The 14,831-nt window shown below is 38.3% G+C and carries 25 protein-coding genes; 22 read left to right on the top strand and 3 right to left on the bottom strand.

Annotated features, from left to right (window positions below):
* Window positions 1-95 precede the first annotated feature (95 nt).
* The 3 genes from ACMW72_RS11175 to ACMW72_RS11165 form a co-directional block, all read right to left on the bottom strand.
* The gene (locus ACMW72_RS11175; RefSeq protein WP_418368919.1) at window positions 96-1,256 is read right to left on the bottom strand and encodes a tyrosine-type recombinase/integrase; all 1,161 of its coding nucleotides are present in this window, start codon (window positions 1,254-1,256) and stop codon (window positions 96-98) included.
* A 68-nt stretch (window positions 1,257-1,324) separates the two neighbouring features.
* Window positions 1,325-1,768: an ImmA/IrrE family metallo-endopeptidase gene (locus ACMW72_RS11170; RefSeq protein ID WP_418368918.1), complete on the bottom strand. Its 444-nt coding sequence runs from the start codon at window positions 1,766-1,768 to the stop codon at window positions 1,325-1,327.
* A 22-nt stretch (window positions 1,769-1,790) separates the two neighbouring features.
* Window positions 1,791-2,261, bottom strand: coding sequence for a helix-turn-helix domain-containing protein (locus ACMW72_RS11165; protein WP_418368917.1), 471 nt, complete (start codon window positions 2,259-2,261; stop codon window positions 1,791-1,793).
* 180 nt (window positions 2,262-2,441) lie between these two features.
* Here ACMW72_RS11165 and ACMW72_RS11160 point away from each other — a divergent pair, with 180 nt between their 5' ends.
* The 22 genes from ACMW72_RS11160 to ACMW72_RS11055 all read left to right on the top strand — a co-directional run bounded on the left by ACMW72_RS11160 (window position 2,442) and on the right by ACMW72_RS11055 (window position 14,809).
* On the top strand, window positions 2,442-2,696 hold the full coding sequence (locus tag ACMW72_RS11160; RefSeq protein WP_418368916.1) for a helix-turn-helix transcriptional regulator: 255 nt from the start codon (window positions 2,442-2,444) through the stop codon (window positions 2,694-2,696).
* A 14-nt stretch (window positions 2,697-2,710) separates the two neighbouring features.
* Window positions 2,711-3,556, top strand: a complete 846-nt coding sequence (locus ACMW72_RS11155; RefSeq protein WP_418368915.1) for a phage antirepressor KilAC domain-containing protein — start codon at window positions 2,711-2,713, stop codon at window positions 3,554-3,556.
* Window positions 3,553-3,822, top strand: a complete 270-nt coding sequence (locus tag ACMW72_RS11150) for a group-specific protein (protein ID WP_418368914.1) — start codon at window positions 3,553-3,555, stop codon at window positions 3,820-3,822. Before ACMW72_RS11155 ends, ACMW72_RS11150 begins: the two co-directional genes overlap by 4 nt.
* 16 nt (window positions 3,823-3,838) lie before the next feature.
* Window positions 3,839-4,054, top strand: coding sequence for a hypothetical protein (locus ACMW72_RS11145; RefSeq protein ID WP_418368913.1), 216 nt, complete (start codon window positions 3,839-3,841; stop codon window positions 4,052-4,054).
* A 31-nt stretch (window positions 4,055-4,085) separates the two neighbouring features.
* Complete coding sequence (locus ACMW72_RS11140; protein WP_418368912.1) at window positions 4,086-4,220, top strand: hypothetical protein; 135 nt, start codon at window positions 4,086-4,088, stop codon at window positions 4,218-4,220.
* Between the two features lie 193 nt (window positions 4,221-4,413).
* On the top strand, window positions 4,414-4,608 hold the full coding sequence (locus ACMW72_RS11135; RefSeq protein WP_132769791.1) for a hypothetical protein: 195 nt from the start codon (window positions 4,414-4,416) through the stop codon (window positions 4,606-4,608).
* The gene (locus ACMW72_RS11130) at window positions 4,605-5,555 is read left to right on the top strand and encodes a YqaJ viral recombinase family protein (protein WP_418368911.1); all 951 of its coding nucleotides are present in this window, start codon (window positions 4,605-4,607) and stop codon (window positions 5,553-5,555) included. Before ACMW72_RS11135 ends, ACMW72_RS11130 begins: the two co-directional genes overlap by 4 nt.
* A gap of 12 nt (window positions 5,556-5,567) precedes the next feature.
* Window positions 5,568-6,371: a recombinase RecT gene (locus ACMW72_RS11125; RefSeq protein WP_418368910.1), complete on the top strand. Its 804-nt coding sequence runs from the start codon at window positions 5,568-5,570 to the stop codon at window positions 6,369-6,371.
* Window positions 6,372-6,428: 57 nt separating this feature from the next.
* Window positions 6,429-7,217, top strand: a complete 789-nt coding sequence (locus ACMW72_RS11120) for a hypothetical protein (RefSeq protein WP_418368909.1) — start codon at window positions 6,429-6,431, stop codon at window positions 7,215-7,217.
* Between the two features lie 5 nt (window positions 7,218-7,222).
* A complete protein-coding gene (locus ACMW72_RS11115; RefSeq protein ID WP_418368908.1) occupies window positions 7,223-7,894 on the top strand; it encodes an ATP-binding protein in 672 nt (223 codons plus the stop codon).
* Window positions 7,881-8,192: a hypothetical protein gene (locus ACMW72_RS11110; RefSeq protein ID WP_418368907.1), complete on the top strand. Its 312-nt coding sequence runs from the start codon at window positions 7,881-7,883 to the stop codon at window positions 8,190-8,192. The genes ACMW72_RS11115 and ACMW72_RS11110 overlap by 14 nt, the downstream gene beginning before the upstream one ends.
* Before the next feature lie 3 nt (window positions 8,193-8,195).
* A complete protein-coding gene (locus ACMW72_RS11105; RefSeq protein WP_418368906.1) occupies window positions 8,196-8,360 on the top strand; it encodes a hypothetical protein in 165 nt (54 codons plus the stop codon).
* On the top strand, window positions 8,323-8,874 hold the full coding sequence (locus ACMW72_RS11100) for a Holliday junction resolvase RecU (RefSeq protein ID WP_418368905.1): 552 nt from the start codon (window positions 8,323-8,325) through the stop codon (window positions 8,872-8,874). Before ACMW72_RS11105 ends, ACMW72_RS11100 begins: the two co-directional genes overlap by 38 nt.
* Window positions 8,864-9,085: a DUF5651 domain-containing protein gene (locus ACMW72_RS11095; RefSeq protein WP_418368904.1), complete on the top strand. Its 222-nt coding sequence runs from the start codon at window positions 8,864-8,866 to the stop codon at window positions 9,083-9,085. Before ACMW72_RS11100 ends, ACMW72_RS11095 begins: the two co-directional genes overlap by 11 nt.
* Window positions 9,086-9,095: 10 nt before the next feature.
* Window positions 9,096-9,278, top strand: a complete 183-nt coding sequence (locus ACMW72_RS11090; protein ID WP_418368903.1) for a hypothetical protein — start codon at window positions 9,096-9,098, stop codon at window positions 9,276-9,278.
* 196 nt (window positions 9,279-9,474) lie between these two features.
* The gene (locus tag ACMW72_RS11085) at window positions 9,475-9,882 is read left to right on the top strand and encodes a hypothetical protein (RefSeq protein WP_418368902.1); all 408 of its coding nucleotides are present in this window, start codon (window positions 9,475-9,477) and stop codon (window positions 9,880-9,882) included.
* Window positions 9,883-9,957: 75 nt separating this feature from the next.
* Window positions 9,958-10,380 carry a transcriptional regulator gene (locus ACMW72_RS11080; protein ID WP_418368901.1) on the top strand — a complete coding sequence of 141 codons (423 nt, stop codon included), beginning with the start codon at window positions 9,958-9,960 and terminating at the stop codon, window positions 10,378-10,380.
* A gap of 240 nt (window positions 10,381-10,620) precedes the next feature.
* Entirely contained in the window at window positions 10,621-10,923 is a 303-nt protein-coding gene (locus ACMW72_RS11075) for an HNH endonuclease (protein WP_418368900.1), read from the top strand.
* Window positions 10,924-11,011: 88 nt separating this feature from the next.
* Complete coding sequence (locus ACMW72_RS11070) at window positions 11,012-11,368, top strand: hypothetical protein (protein WP_418368899.1); 357 nt, start codon at window positions 11,012-11,014, stop codon at window positions 11,366-11,368.
* 6 nt (window positions 11,369-11,374) lie between these two features.
* A complete protein-coding gene (locus tag ACMW72_RS11065) occupies window positions 11,375-13,018 on the top strand; it encodes a terminase large subunit (protein WP_418368898.1) in 1,644 nt (547 codons plus the stop codon).
* A gap of 17 nt (window positions 13,019-13,035) precedes the next feature.
* A complete protein-coding gene (locus ACMW72_RS11060; RefSeq protein WP_418368897.1) occupies window positions 13,036-14,286 on the top strand; it encodes a phage portal protein in 1,251 nt (416 codons plus the stop codon).
* Complete coding sequence (locus ACMW72_RS11055) at window positions 14,225-14,809, top strand: HK97 family phage prohead protease (RefSeq protein ID WP_418368896.1); 585 nt, start codon at window positions 14,225-14,227, stop codon at window positions 14,807-14,809. The genes ACMW72_RS11060 and ACMW72_RS11055 overlap by 62 nt, the downstream gene beginning before the upstream one ends.
* The last annotated feature ends 22 nt before the right edge of the window (window positions 14,810-14,831 follow it).

Genomic DNA, 14,831 nt, shown 5'->3' with positions numbered 1-14,831 from the left:
ATCAAGTTCGAGATGGAAGGTAGTATTGGTTAACCTTGATAAATAAAGGGTTTAGCGCTCCATTGTTGGCGTTTCACCCACAAAACACCCACAATTTATTTTCTTTCAGTGTACCGCTGATACAACTCCAGTGCCTCGTCCTCAATTTTTTTGGTCACGTGGAGATACGTATCAGCGGTCATTTTTATGCTGGCGTGTCCTAAACGTTCGGACACGTATTTTATATTTGCGCCGGCTTCTAACAGATGTACCGCATGGCTATGTCGTAGGGCATGTGGCGATAAAACAGGGAGCCCTGCTCGTTTGCATACTTCCTTGAAATATTCCCTTACGACATTTGTTCGCAGCCAACGGCCGTCTTGTTGGTGAAAGACGATGTTCGTTTCTGGCGGATAGTAGTTTGGATACATCAAATACATTTCCTTGCGATTGATTCGGTGTTTTTTCAATAGACGGACAGTCACATCGTCTAGTTTAATCGTTCGCAAACTCGCATTTGATTTTGGAGTCGAAAGATACGGCGTTGAGTTAGTCGGATATACGAGCGTTTTGTTCACTGTAAGTGTCCTGTTTTCAAGGTCAATGTCATCCCACGTCAATGCCAATGCCTCTCCGATCCTCAATCCTGTGCGTGCTAGAAGAGTGAATAGCACATAATACTGAATAGAATGCTGATACTTGGCGTGCTTTTGTGGCTTTTTCACTTCTTCCAAAAATGTCTCTAACTGTTCACGAGTAAAATACTTCAATTCTTGATTTTTCTCCGTTTCTTTGGGAATCGTGATTTTTACTAGCGGATTTTCGCGTAAAATGCGAAACTCATGAACCGCATCATTGAGTGCTGAACTCATCAAGCTATGAATACGCCGAACAGTCCCTTCGCTATAATGCTGTCTTAATTCGTTAATCCATTTTTGATACTCGACGCGTTCAATTTCCTTCAACTTATATTTCCCCCAACGAGGAAGGATATTGAGCCGAACATTTCGTTCTTGAAGCGTGTACGTAATCGGCTTCACATTCGGTTTTTTATATACTTCCAGCCATTTTTCGAAATACGTATCTACTCTTTCGTTCCCATCTTCAGAAAATCCGTAATACTCCAATTCCATTTCCGCCTGGGCGGCTGCCAATTGAGCTTCTTTTTTTGTTTTAAACCCTCGTTTGGATTTTTCTTTATATTTGCCTGTGATTTTATCTTTGTACCGAATGCGATATTCCCACGTTCCATTCTCATGCTTGCGAAAGCTTGACATATGACTACTCCTTTCTGTAAAAATTATGTTTCGCGCTAACTAAAAAGAGCAACCGTTGCGTTGCTCTTTTAAATTTTTAACTCCCTCTTCAAATGAACCACCTCTTTAGGTATTCCATACGTTGTCGCAACTTCATAAATGGTCATATCGGTATTTCGATATGTATAAATACAATCATCTGGAAGAAGCAGTTCAACTGCAAACTCATTCGCTTCTCTTTCCACCTTGTCCATGCAGAAGAGAGTGTTTTTCCGCAAAAATGATGTACTGAGTTCGGGATGCAGCACCGCATGCCCCAGTTCGTGTGCGCAAACAAAACGTTGCGTGGATTCATCCAACTCTGAATTAATGTGAATAATGTTTATTCGTTTAAAGCTATGATGGTAGCCATATATTCCTCCCAATTGTTCAAACAAAAGCACAATTCCTTTCTGTGATGCAATCTCAAAGGGGTTATTTGTGCCATGCTTTTTGACTAATTTTTCTACTATTTGTTTTATCTGATTAGCCATTAAGCGCTCCCCCCCGAAAAACTTAATTTTTTCTATGTTTTTTTGGAGTAAATTTCTCTTTAGCAATTCGTTTCGCAAGTCGAAGAGAGTTTTCCAGCGACGCGATCAGCAGTTCCCGATCTTCTTCATCGAGTTCGACAATGTCCATTCCACCGAATGCCGCAAAGCCGTTTCCTGTTTTGAGACCTTTGATTAAATTCTCTAATTCCTTCTGGATGTCACGCTCGTCTTTCTCGGTGAGGGCTGGGAGATTGTCTTTTGGGATTGGATCGCTTTTTAAACCAAGAATTTCATCGAGAGATATATTAAAAAAATCGGCTATATATCTTATAGAGTCCATTCTCGGTTCTTCCTTGTCATTCTCCCATTTTGAAATCATTCCTTTATTAAAATTTGTTCCGTATTGGAGATTCAAGGCTCTAGCTAGTCCCTCTTGAGTTAGTTTTTTAGAGGTTCTTAACCATTTTAATTTTTTACCGAACGAGTAACTCACTTTATTATCACCTCTTTTTTTAAGGTTTAGTTACATCTAAACTAAATATACCATATCGGTTTCGAAACAGCTATATTTTTTTAAAATATACATAAAAAGTTATTGACTTCGAAACTTTACAATGATATATTAGACTCAAGTTAAGTTTCGAAAACGAAACAAGAGAGAGGGTGATGTGAAGTGAAAGATGTTAAAAGGCGACATGCCCCTTATACAAAGTTGAAAGCCTATCTAAATGAAATAGGTATGAAGCAATCTCAACTTGCTGAACTTCTCAATAAATCAAAGTCGGCAATCAACCAAAACTTAAATGGAACTGGAGGTGATTTTACATTAAGTGAAGTAAGAATCATTTGCACGACATTAGGGATTAGTGCAGATGAATTTTTTATTGAACCTAATGTTTCGAATACGAAACCAAACAAAACCGCATAAAGGAGGATGCGAAATTGACGGAAGTTCAAATTTTTAATCATTCCATGTTTGGTGAATTACCAATTGTCGTCGTCGGAGGAGTCGAATGGTTCGGAGGAGTAGAGGCAGCAAAAGCATTAGGTTTTTCCAAGCCGCACGATGCACTTGCTAACCATGTTGACGAAGAGGACTCCGCGGTCCACGGAGTAGGGGCGCAAACTGGGGTAAAAGCCGATGGCACACCAGCAATGCAGGTTGTAAAAAAGAAATTCATCAATGAATCCGGACTTTATAGTTTGGTTATTGGCGCAGCAAAGCAAGGAAACAATCCAGAAATCAAGGAAAAGGCCAAACAGTTCAAACGTTGGGTTACTCATGAAGTACTTCCGACGATTCGCAAGACTGGCGGCTACGTCGCGAACGAGGACATGTTCATTCAAACTTACCTACCGTTCGCCGACGAACAAACCAAGCTGATGTTCCGCGGCGTGTTGGAAACGGTGCGGCGACAAAACGAACAAATCGCCGCAATGAAACCAAAAGTCGAGTATTTCGATGCACTGGTTGATCGGAACTTGCTGACGAATTTCCGAGACACAGCGAAAGAGCTGAAAGTCAAGGAACGGTGCTTCATCAACTGGCTTTTGGAGAACAAATTTGTGTATCGCGATCAGAAAGGGAAGCTCAAGCCGCACGCGGCATATGTTCCTGAGTTATTCGAGCTGAAAGAATGGGAGCGAAACGGCAAGGCGGACGTGCAAACGTTAATCACGCCAAAAGGGCGAGAAACGCTCCGATTGCTGTTGAAGTATGGCATTCCTTCCCAGCCAATTATTAGACACGAAGGGAGTAAATTCCTACAAGGGAGGGGGACAGTTTGATTAGTATTCAGTTGGACGAGCAACAAGTGGAACAACGTTTTATTGAGGAATTGCGAAAAAGATTAAACGACATTGAGCATCGTCATACGTTTTGGGACATGAAAGAGCTTTGTAGACAAACTTGCATGAGCGAAACGTTCATTCGGGAAACGTTCTTTTATGATCCGCGCTTTCCAAAATATCGTGTCGGGAAAAAATGGCTATTCCCAGCGAAAGAATGCGAACAATTTTTGGTTATGTGGCTGAAAGAGCAACCGACGAACTGAAAGGAGGTGATTCAAAATGACATTCGGAGAAATGCTGACGTTTACAAAACGTTTAAAAAACATACTGGAAGTTAACGCGCCACAAGCTGTAAAAGACGCTCGTTTAGCCAATCTAATGTCTGACCTGGAGATAGCATATAACATTCCAATGTTGAGAAACAAAGAATTTGAGCAACAAAATCCGTTTGTGATGCAGATGTATTGGACGATTTCGGAACTTAGAGATTTATGAGGAGTGAAAAAGTCTGAAAGAAAAGCAAGAAATGCCATTGTGTAGAGGTGCATTGACAATTGAACATATGGTAAGCATGTTACTTCAAGCGCTACGTGAAACGAGAAATGATCAGCTAGATGAGCTCTATATGATTCTCAACTATGTAAAGGTGGTGAAGAAATGAGAAAGATTTTTATCTTTAGCGGTAAAGCAAAAGATCTCAAAGCAGCAATCAAAGCTGAGATGGAAAAAGCCGCTGCTACTGGCAATAGCAAAACGGCTTAAAACAAAAAAGGCTATTTAGTAATCATCACACTTTTATGATACTAGATAGCCCTCAAAAATTCAAATCAAATAAAGTGGAGGGGAAAAGTGAAGTGAAAGTAGAGTTTTGGTTGGATGCTAATCTACTTGGTATTAGAGAAAAGAAAGATATGCTACTAAGGAGAACTGGAACACTTGTAAAAGAATATCCTCATTTTTATGCAATTAGAACGAAAACAGGATATATAACTTGTGTTAACAAGCATGATCTAATTTGCGGTCAAGCAAAATTGGAGGTGTTGAAATGAACGCAACTGTTTTAACGATGACAAATGATATGAGTCGTGAGGAATGGCTCAAAGCAAGACGTAATGGAATCGGTGGATCGGATGCTGCGGTAATCTTGGGTTTATCAAAGTGGAAAACACCTTTTGAGCTATGGTTAGAAAAAACAGGACAAGTCATTATACAAGAATCACAAAGCGAGGCCGCTTATTTTGGAACACTCCTCGAAGATTTAGTTGCTAAAGAATTTGAAAATCGTACAGGGAAAAAAGTTCGTCGTAGAAATGCGATTCTTCAACATGCACAATATGACTTTATTATAGCAAATGTTGACAGAATGATTGTAGGGGAGAAAGCAATTCTTGAGTGTAAAACTACATCGGCATACAACGCTAAAGATTGGGAGAATGATGAGATTCCAGAAGCGTACATCATTCAAATGCAACACTATCTTGGTGTTTTAGGTCCTGAGTACAAAAAAGGATACTTTGCCGTTCTGATTGGTGGGCAAAAGTTTCTGTGGAAAGAAATTGATCGTGATGATGAATTAATCAACATGATTTTTCAAGCAGAGATTGATTTCTGGAATAACAATGTTTTAGCAGAGAACCCACCAGCTTTAGATGGCTCTTCGGCAGCAGAGAAGTTTTTGAAAGAACGTTATAAAGAAACGGATCCGACCAAAATTGCACAAATAGACATTTCCTACAAATCAATGATTGAAGAATACCAATCGCTTAAAGAAATCATCGAGCAACTTGAAAAAAAGAAAAAAGCGATTGAAAACAAACTTAAAAATGAATTGAAAGATGCAGAACTTGGACATGTAGGAAACTACGAGATCGAATGGAAGCCGCGTGTATCAAACCGAGTAGATACCAAGCTATTGAAAGAAAAATTTCCAAACATCTATAAACAAGTTATTAAAACAAGTACCGCACGCTATTTTTCAATAAAAACAATAAACTAGGAGGTTTTGAATATGGCCACGACTCAATCAGTAAAAAATCAATTACAAAGCAAAAACAACACTTCACAGCAGCCAACAACCGTACAGACATTAAAGGGATTGCTTTCAAGTCCTACGCTCAAAAAACGTTTTGAAGAAATTTTAGACAAGCGTGCGCCACAGTTTATGACTTCGATCATGAATCTGTATAGTTCAGAAAAGGCATTGCAGAAGTGTGATCCGATGAGCGTTATTTCATCAGCAATGGTGGCAGCAACACTTGATTTGCCTATTGATAAAAACTTGGGATATGCCTGGATTGTTCCTTATGGTAATCAAGCACAGTTTCAGCTTGGGTACAAAGGATATATACAGCTTGCTTTACGTACAGGCCAATATCGTTCTATTAACGTAATCGAAGTTTACGATGGGCAACTAGAATCATTTAATCCACTGACAGAGGAAATAGTAATCAACTTTGAAAATAAACAGTCTGATAGTATAGTTGGTTATGCTGCTCATTTTGAATTATTGAATGGTTTTCGCAAAACAATTTACTGGACACGTGATCAAGTTGAAGAGCATCGAAAGAAGTTTTCAAAGTCTGATTTTGGTTGGAAAAATGACTATGATGCTATGGCTAAAAAGACGGTTCTTAAATCACTCTTATCAAAATGGGGAATTCTCTCAATCGAAATGCAAAAGGCATATATCAACGATGAGAAAGAAGTGAATGAGGTTGAATTAATTGATGATAATGTGATCGATATTAGCACTCATCAAGACATTGAAGAGCATTCTGTTGAACTTGAAGAGATTAGAGAAGAGGATCAATAAGGGCCTTTCTCTAAAAAAAAACATATTTATTACCCTGCGAATTGGGTGGTGTTTTAATTGCAATATGGCTGGATTAAATTATATCGTAGTATAACTGAACATTGGCTATGGGAGGATAAGCCATACTCAAGAGGCCAAGCATGGGTTGATATGATTCTAATGGCTAATCACGAAGATAAAAAAATAGTATTTGATAATAACATTGTTGAGGTAAAACGTGGTAGTTTTATAACTTCTATTCGTAAATTATCCGAGCGCTGGGGATGGTCAAATACTAAAATAAAAAATTTTTTAAATTTGCTTCAAAGTGATGGCATGATTTCATATTTTAGCGACGCAAAAAAAACGGTTGTAACTATTGAAAATTATAGCTTTTATCAAGATGTGAACGACGCAAAAACGACAGAGAGGCGACAGTCAAGCGACACTAAAACGACACTGAAACACACAAACAAGAATGATAAGAATGATAAGAATGATAAGAATATAAAAGATATATATACTGAACAAGTTAAGGAAATATTCAGTTACTACTTAGAAACTTTCGAAGGATTCTTTAAAACATATAGTCTAACAAAAGAAAGAAAAGCGAAGATAGAAGCTAGGTTGAAAGAAGGATATACAGTTGAACAAATAAAAACAGCAATTGCAAATATAAGACAATCGCCTTTTCATTGCGGAGAAAATGACAGAAACAAATTCTATGCAGACATAACGTTCGTTTGCCGGAATGCAAGCAAGCTAGAAGAATGGATAAACTACAATGCAAAGCAAAAGCAAAATCAAGACAAAAACAATGTGATAGACTATTACGAAGCTGCTAAAAAAACAAAGTATGGGTGGTGATATTGGTGATCGATGATGATATTTTGACTTTTCTGAGAAAAAGCATTGCTAAAAATGAAGCAGAAGCTCAAAAGATTCTAGCAGAAGAAAGGCAAAAAAGATTAGACAAACTACTATCTGATAGCGGATTAGGGAAGAAATTTCGCAAGAGAACATTCAGCACATTTAAAGTTACTAAAGATAACCACGTCGCTCTAACAGCAGCTCAAAATTTTATCAATGAATTTCCGAACGGAAAAGGGTTGCTTCTAACAGGACCGGTTGGAACAGGGAAAACACACATTGCAGCAGCAATAGCAAATGAGCTAATCAAACAATTCTATACAGTCATTTTTAGGAATGTAGTAGATATTATCTCACTAATTGTCAGCACATATCACCAAAGTGAAAAGACTATCTTGGAAATTATAAATACTTTTACAAAAGCTGACCTACTGATAATAGATGATCTTGGCAAAGAGAAGATGACAGAACATACAAGCACGGTACTTTATCAGATTATTAACAAGATATACGAAGACGAAAAACCGATCATCATCACAACGAATTTTACTAGTGAAAAGTTGGAACAAAATCTTGGAGAACGCGGTAATGCGATAGTATCAAGATTAACTGAAATGTGTAGACCTATTGTTTTAAGTGGCCGTGATTGGAGGCTTAAAAATGCAAGTAGTTAAGGAATTAGCTGGGGGAATCAGCAATTATAATCGCAAAACAAAGATAAATGTCCCAAAGTGCTTTGTCTGTATGGATAGTGGTGTAATTCTGTACAAAGAAAAAACTGACTTTGGATATATAGCAGAATACGCAGCAAAATGCACATGTCAGGCTGGGCATCAATACAGATCATTAATATCAATCACAGAGGTAATGGACATAGAGAAAATCGCAAAACAGAATTTTGCAGCATGGTATAAAAACAACAAAGATAAGAATGGTTTTAAAGATGTGATGAAAAAACTGAAAGGAGCATAAAACATGCAAATCGAGATTTTACCATTTGGAATTTATTTCAAAGCGGAAACTCCTACAAAAGAAAAAATTGAGGAGGTAAATCAAGAGATACAACGATTGTTGGCAGAATTAGAGCAAGGGGATGGAAAAGATGAACATGTCTCATGCAAACAGAGGGGTGGCATTTGAACAGCTAATTGATTACAGCAACCGTATGTATGATCAAAAAGGGATTGCTGTGATTAATAAGAGACCAACACCTGTAAAAATACTCGGAATATCTCAAGGAAGAGTAACAGGGTTCTTAGAACGTCCTAGTACAGTCGATTATGAAGGCACATACCGTGGACGATCTATCGTATTCGAGGCAAAATCTACGAGAGAGCTTAATAGATTTGATCTTAAGAACATTCATGAGCATCAAGTTGAGTATCTAGAAAAGTGCCATAGTCATGGGGCGATTAGTTTTCTATTAGTTGAATTTGCTAAGCATAGAACGGTGTATTTGATGCCTTATCAAACATTGCGGCATTATTGGCGGCAAAAGCAAAAAGGTGGCCGAGGCACGCAAAGCATTCCTATTGAAGAGTTCGATATACATGCATATGAGGTGAAATCATGGAGAGTACCACTAGATTATTTAGCCATAGTTGATCAAATATGTAAAAACATGCATATATCAAGTTGTTCTAATGCCGAATGAAGAGGCAAGAAAAGAGATTCAAAGACCTGAAATGATCTCATTGCATACTGATGTACTTGGTGATCTTGCAGAAGCGGTACTTGAAAGTCAATGTAACGGGTGCAAAAAAGAAGATTTCAAAAGCTGCAAATATCGAAATGCACTTATGGATGCAAGTATTCCGGCTTTTGACGCTGAATCGAAAGGTTGTCAATACAAGTATGAAGGTTAGGTGATAAGAGATGGACGTTTTGAACGTAGACAAGCTGTGGAACGAAGGTTGGAGTGTGTGGGATATTGCAAAAGCATTCAATCGTGATCCGGATGAGGTTGCTATATTGATCATTGATCGTGTGCGGAATGGATTTATACAAAAAAGACCGGGTGGTGCATATGGAAAAAGGAATTACATTCGACGAAATTAGGAGGGGGATAACTAATGAAACATGATATGCGTCGCACGGATGATGTCCGTGAATCTTATTGTCCTTCTTGCCAATCACGAAATCTCGAAAGAAAACCGAAGACGAAAACTAGAATCGTAAATATGAGTTTCAAATGCAAGTACTGTGGATGTCGATACGTTGTTGACCTGAGGCATTTGAAGAAGGTGGAGGTAAAATGAACACGTTTTTTCAGTTTGGTGCTATGTATGCAGAGATAGAAGAAGGTGATGTAATCGAAAGAGCGCCAATCGAACTCGGAGATAAAATCCTTGAGCCAGGAGATTACGTTCGAAAAATCGGCGAGAAAAAGCGAACTTCATTCGAAATGCAAGATGGATACTATCTCAAATACATCGGAAAAATCGATAAATATTTATTATTCTTGACGAATTCATACGAAGACTGGCAAAATAGCAAGTTCTTTTATGCTTTTGCTTATGTAGATAATAACACACTTGTTATCGGTGGACGAAAAGGCGTTAGGGATATAAGAGTGAATAAGCTCGAGGTATTTAAAGAAGTAACTTTTAAACCAGTAAAAGAACAGGTAAAGATGGATCTATCAGATTATATTTTAGAATAAAAAAATCCCCTCAACCCGTGAGAGGAAGGTATGTTCGCTCATACATATTTTACCACGGGTGAGGGGGAAATGTACATGATAGAAACTAAAATTCGCAAAGCAACTTTTAAGCATATTGAGTCTGAGTTGTATTCATATCATGATACAAAAAAAGAAATCAATCGCTTGAAAAATGATATAATTTTTTCTTCTCCTACCCCAGACCTTACCGGTGGAGGTAAAAGTAACTTGCCAGGTGATCCAACAGGAAGAACAGTTACTTTAATGCTTACTCATCGCAAAATAGAACAATTAGAATTGATAGTGTCAGCTATTTCAAATGTTTATGACCAATTACCAAACGAAAAGAAAAATCTAATCAAACTCAAATATTGGACAAGACCACAAACTTTAACCTGGGAAGGAATTGCTCGTGAATTACATGTGAGTAGGAGACAAGCAATCTATTGGAGAGATGAGATTGTTTACGCAATCGCTCATCAACTAGGATGGAGATAATTTTGCACTAAGATTGCACTTTTGACGTTATAAATTGTGTTAATATGATAATGAGTAAAATTGCAATTATCTATATATCCGTTTTCTTCTCCCCCTTATGGCCGTCCAAATGGGCGGCTCTTAATTTTATCTACTTGGATGTGATATAAATGTGTGATAAATGTGTATGGAGTAACTTTGTTGGAACGAAATATGTTTGTCCGTTCATGCGGTGTATAAAGTTGGATGGGTGGAAGCTGGATGAAAGAATGGGCAAAAAAATTTTATAAAAGCAAGGCTTGGGAAGAAACGAGAAATGCTTACTATATTAGCAAATATGGGATATGTGAAAGGTGCGGGAGACCAGCTGATATTGTGCACCATAAAGTATATTTAAACCCAAGCAATATAAATAATCCTGCAATAACATTAAGCTTTAATAACTTAGAGTTGCTTTGTATAGATTGCCATAACAAAGAACATAGTGCAAAGTTACCGGTTAGTGATGGATTAATGTTCGACGATGAAGGAAACTTAATTCAATCCCCCCCACCTTTGAAATAGGAACGGCCAGCGGGGACCGGTGGGGCAGCCCTTCGAAAACCCCAGAATGAGTTTTTACACGACGGGGGTTAATGCGAGGTGAGAAAAATTGGACAAAATAGACAAAGAAAAATTGATTAAGAAAGAAATGCAGAAACTTAATAAGTTTTTTAAAAATATACCAAAAGAAAAGCAACAAATGATAGAAGGGCTAAAGCAACAAGCTGCATTCATGTATGCAACACTTATGGAGCTGCAAAACATAATGAACAACGAGGGAGCAGTTGAACTATTTGAACAGGGCAAACAGCGTTTACTCCGAGAACATCCAGCCAGTAAGGTTTATAATGCCATGATAAAAAATTATTCAAGTGTTATAAAACAACTCATTGACTTATTGCCGAAAGAGGAACAAACAAAACAAACAGAAGATGAGTTACTTGCCTTCATCAAAAAAGCGAAGTGATGATGCATGAACTGGATACTGAAGTACTGGGAGGAAATTGAGAGTGGCAACGTTGTAGTTTCCGATAAGGTCAGAAAAATTTATGCCAAACTGGTAGATGAAATAAAAAATCCGCGGGGCGATTGGGTCTTTGACAAAGAGAAAGCCAATCGTCCTGTTGACTTTATAGAGAACTTCTGCAAGCAATCTAAAGGTGAATGGATAGGGCAACCTGTTAAATTGCAACTATTTCAAAAGGCCTATATATCTGCTCTCTTTGGATTTGTGCATAAAGAAACTGGGTTAAGGCGTTTTAAAGAAACATTGTTTTTGGTAGCAAGGAAAAACGGGAAATCTACCCTGCTTGCGGGAATAGCTTTATACATGCTTATGGCTGATGGTGAAGGTGGGGCTGAGGTTTATTCTGTAGCCACAAAAAAGGACCAAGCGCGGATAGTTTTTACGGAAGCAGTGAACATGGTCCGACAATCCCCAGCATTGTCTAAACACTTAAAGAAGCGCAAGACAGATTTATACATGCCGCTGACATTTTCAAAGTTTGAACCTTTAGCGAGCGATTCAAACAGCTTGGACGGTTTGAATAGCCATTGCGTTATTATCGATGAACTTCATGCAATAAAAGACCGCAACCTTTACGAGGTAATGAAGCAATCAATGTCGGCCAGACGGCAACCACTTTTAGTGATGATTACAACAGCAGGAACAGTTAGGGAATGCATTTATGACGATATGTATGATTACGCATGTAAAGTTGTGGACGGTGTAATTGAAGACGATAGGTTCTTGCCTGTATTGTATGAATTGGACAGCAGGGATGAATGGACCGATTGGCGCATGTGGCAAAAAGCTAATCCTGGACTTGGGACGATTAAAAAGTTTGAGGATTTAGCTGAAAAAGTTGAGAGAGCAAAAGCTAATCCTAAAGACATTCCAGGAGTTCTAACAAAGGATTTTAACATTCGAGACACAGTCGCAGGAATGTGGCTTACATTTGATGAGATTAACAATCAAGAAATATTTAACATAGAAGAATTTAGAGATAGTTATGCAATAGGAGGCGTTGACTTGTCAAGCACAACAGACTTGACATGTGCAACGCTTATTTTTATGAAGCAAGGCAGCGAAAAGAAATATGTGTTACAACAGTATTTCTTACCTGAGGATTTAGTGGAGAAAAGAAGTATTGAAGATAAAATCCCTTACGACAAGTGGAGAGATAGAGGATTGTTAACAACAACAGCAGGCAACAAGGTTGATTATCATGCGGTAACGGAGTGGTTTATGGGAATGTTTAGAGAATATGGCATACGTCCTTTGTGGATAGGTTATGACCCTTGGAATAGCCAGTACTGGGTGCAAGAGATGCAAGAAGCAGGCTTTGAGATGATAGAGGTAAGGCAAGGATATAAAACTTTATCCCAGCCCATGAAAGAACTTGAAGCAGATTTAAAGGCAAAGCTGATTAACTATAACAATAACAGCATACTCAAATGGTGTTTAACGAATACATCGGCAAAGATAGACGAGAACGGGAACATAAGGCCGGTTAAAGGCCAGCATCAAAGGCAACGAATAGACGGGATGGTATCGTTGCTAATTGCTTATGTGATACTGCAACAAAGGTTAAATGATTATAAAGCCTTAATTTAAAAGGTGGTGGAACTAATTTGCAAAAGCGCAGCCTTTTTCAAATGATATTCGGCAAGAACAATAAGGAGCCGACAAATACAACTTACTTAAAGCTATTGAGTTCATATATTCCAACGTTTTCACCATTCGGGGATGAAGCATACGACAGCGACCTGGTAAGAGCGGCGGTGGATACCATAGCCCGAAACGCTGCTAAATTAAAGCCAAAGCATATTAGGCGGGTTAACGGTGACATAATCCCGCAGGACAGCCAAATTCAGCGGTTATTACAGACAAGGCCTAATCCTTACATGGACGCATTTACTTTTTACTACAAAGTAATTACACAGCTTTACTTGAAGAATAACAGCTTTATTTTTATTGATGCGGACCCGACTGGTAATGTCCGGGGATTTTATCCGTTAAACGCATCAACGATTGAACTATTAGAAGCCCGGGGAGAAATCTTTGTTAGATTTACCTTTTTAGGCGGCGATAGGGTAATTTTGCCGTATACCAGTTTAATTCATCTGCGGCGGCACTTTTACAAAAATGACTTCTACGGAGAAACAAACGACACCGCCTTACTGCCGACGCTGGAGCTTATAAATACAACAAACCAAGGGATAATCAACGCAATTAAGTCCTCGGCAAATCTGCGAGGGCTTTTAAAGTTTAGTCAGGCAATGTTAAAGCCCGAAGATATTAAGAAAGAACGCGACCGCTTTGTTACCGAATACATGGATATTACCAACAACGGTGGGGTTGCGGCATTAGATGCTAAAGCGGATTATATCGAGCTGAAAAACGACCCGAAGATAATCGACAAAGACACGATGAACCATATCAAACAAACGGTATACGACTATTTCGGGGTAAATGAAAACATCATTCAAAGCAAATACACCGAGGATGAATGGAACGCATTTTACGAGAGTACTATAGAGCCTTTGGCCGTGCAAATGAGCCTTGAATTTACTTCAAAGCTATTTACCGAAAGGGAACAGGGCTTTGGCAATGAAATAATCTTTGAAGCAAACAGGCTACAATATGCAAGTACAAAGACTAAAGTTCAACTAATAAATACAATGATGCCGCTTGGAATATTAACAATCAATGAAGCAAGAGAGATACTCAATCTTGCACCAGTCGAAGATGGAGATAAACGTCTTGTATCACTTAACTTTGTTAATGCACAAATACAAGACCAATATCAATTAGGAGGTGATGACGTTGGAAAAAAGGCAGAGGGAGACGAGATTAATAGAGATACGAGCAGCACAGAATGAAGAAAACAGAATGATAGTGGAAGGATATGCAATCAGATTTAATGAGCCTGCTGTATTTACTTTAGATGGTGTTGAATATAGAGAAATAATTGATCCGCATGCACTTGATAATACTGATATGTCAGATGTGCCATTTAAGTATAATCACAGCGACAATGTAATGATTATGGCAAGAACAAGGAATAAGACTTTGCAATTAATTAGAGACGAACAAGGGTTAAAGGTAGTAGCAGAACTTGCAAATACAACAGCAGGAAGAGACTTATACGAATTAATTAAACGTGGGGATGTAGACAAAATGTCATTTGCTTTTACTGTTAGGAGTGACAAGTATGACCGGGAAACCAGAACCCGGACTATCCTGGACATTGAAAAGCTGTTTGATGTTTCAGCAGTTGATATGCCAGCCTATGATACAACCAGCATTTACGCAAGAACATTTCAAGAACTGGAGAGTTCTTGGAAGGTACTGGAGAGTACTGAAAAGCGTAAAAGGTTGTATTTAAAAACATATACATTCTAAAAAAATGAGGAGGGAATTTATT

The sequence above is a fragment of the Tepidibacillus sp. LV47 genome, assembly GCF_048381575.1.
Classification (GTDB): Bacteria; Bacillota; Bacilli; order Tepidibacillales; family Tepidibacillaceae; genus Tepidibacillus.
The sequence above is the reverse complement of the archived record's forward strand: the minus strand, read 5'-3'. Positions and strand labels throughout refer to the sequence as shown.

Excerpts from the sequence above, each read along its gene's own strand:
- ACMW72_RS11055 (WP_418368896.1), top strand. The coding sequence starts at position 14,225 with ATGACGTTGGAAAAAAGGCAGAGGGAGACGAGATTAATAGAGATACGA.
- ACMW72_RS11130 (WP_418368911.1), top strand. The coding sequence starts at position 4,605 with ATGAACGCAACTGTTTTAACGATGACAAATGATATGAGTCGTGAGGAA.
- ACMW72_RS11145 (WP_418368913.1), top strand. The coding sequence starts at position 3,839 with ATGACATTCGGAGAAATGCTGACGTTTACAAAACGTTTAAAAAACATA.
- ACMW72_RS11100 (WP_418368905.1), top strand. The coding sequence starts at position 8,323 with ATGAACATGTCTCATGCAAACAGAGGGGTGGCATTTGAACAGCTAATT.
- ACMW72_RS11110 (WP_418368907.1), top strand. The coding sequence starts at position 7,881 with ATGCAAGTAGTTAAGGAATTAGCTGGGGGAATCAGCAATTATAATCGC.
- ACMW72_RS11090 (WP_418368903.1), top strand. The coding sequence starts at position 9,096 with ATGGACGTTTTGAACGTAGACAAGCTGTGGAACGAAGGTTGGAGTGTG.
- ACMW72_RS11080 (WP_418368901.1), top strand. The coding sequence starts at position 9,958 with ATGATAGAAACTAAAATTCGCAAAGCAACTTTTAAGCATATTGAGTCT.
- ACMW72_RS11065 (WP_418368898.1), top strand. The coding sequence starts at position 11,375 with ATGAACTGGATACTGAAGTACTGGGAGGAAATTGAGAGTGGCAACGTT.
- ACMW72_RS11095 (WP_418368904.1), top strand. The coding sequence starts at position 8,864 with ATGCCGAATGAAGAGGCAAGAAAAGAGATTCAAAGACCTGAAATGATC.
- ACMW72_RS11105 (WP_418368906.1), top strand. The coding sequence starts at position 8,196 with ATGCAAATCGAGATTTTACCATTTGGAATTTATTTCAAAGCGGAAACT.
- ACMW72_RS11075 (WP_418368900.1), top strand. The coding sequence starts at position 10,621 with ATGAAAGAATGGGCAAAAAAATTTTATAAAAGCAAGGCTTGGGAAGAA.
- ACMW72_RS11140 (WP_418368912.1), top strand. The coding sequence starts at position 4,086 with ATGCCATTGTGTAGAGGTGCATTGACAATTGAACATATGGTAAGCATG.
- ACMW72_RS11175 (WP_418368919.1), bottom strand. The coding sequence starts at position 1,256 with ATGTCAAGCTTTCGCAAGCATGAGAATGGAACGTGGGAATATCGCATT.
- ACMW72_RS11125 (WP_418368910.1), top strand. The coding sequence starts at position 5,568 with ATGGCCACGACTCAATCAGTAAAAAATCAATTACAAAGCAAAAACAAC.
- ACMW72_RS11170 (WP_418368918.1), bottom strand. The coding sequence starts at position 1,768 with ATGGCTAATCAGATAAAACAAATAGTAGAAAAATTAGTCAAAAAGCAT.
- ACMW72_RS11085 (WP_418368902.1), top strand. The coding sequence starts at position 9,475 with ATGAACACGTTTTTTCAGTTTGGTGCTATGTATGCAGAGATAGAAGAA.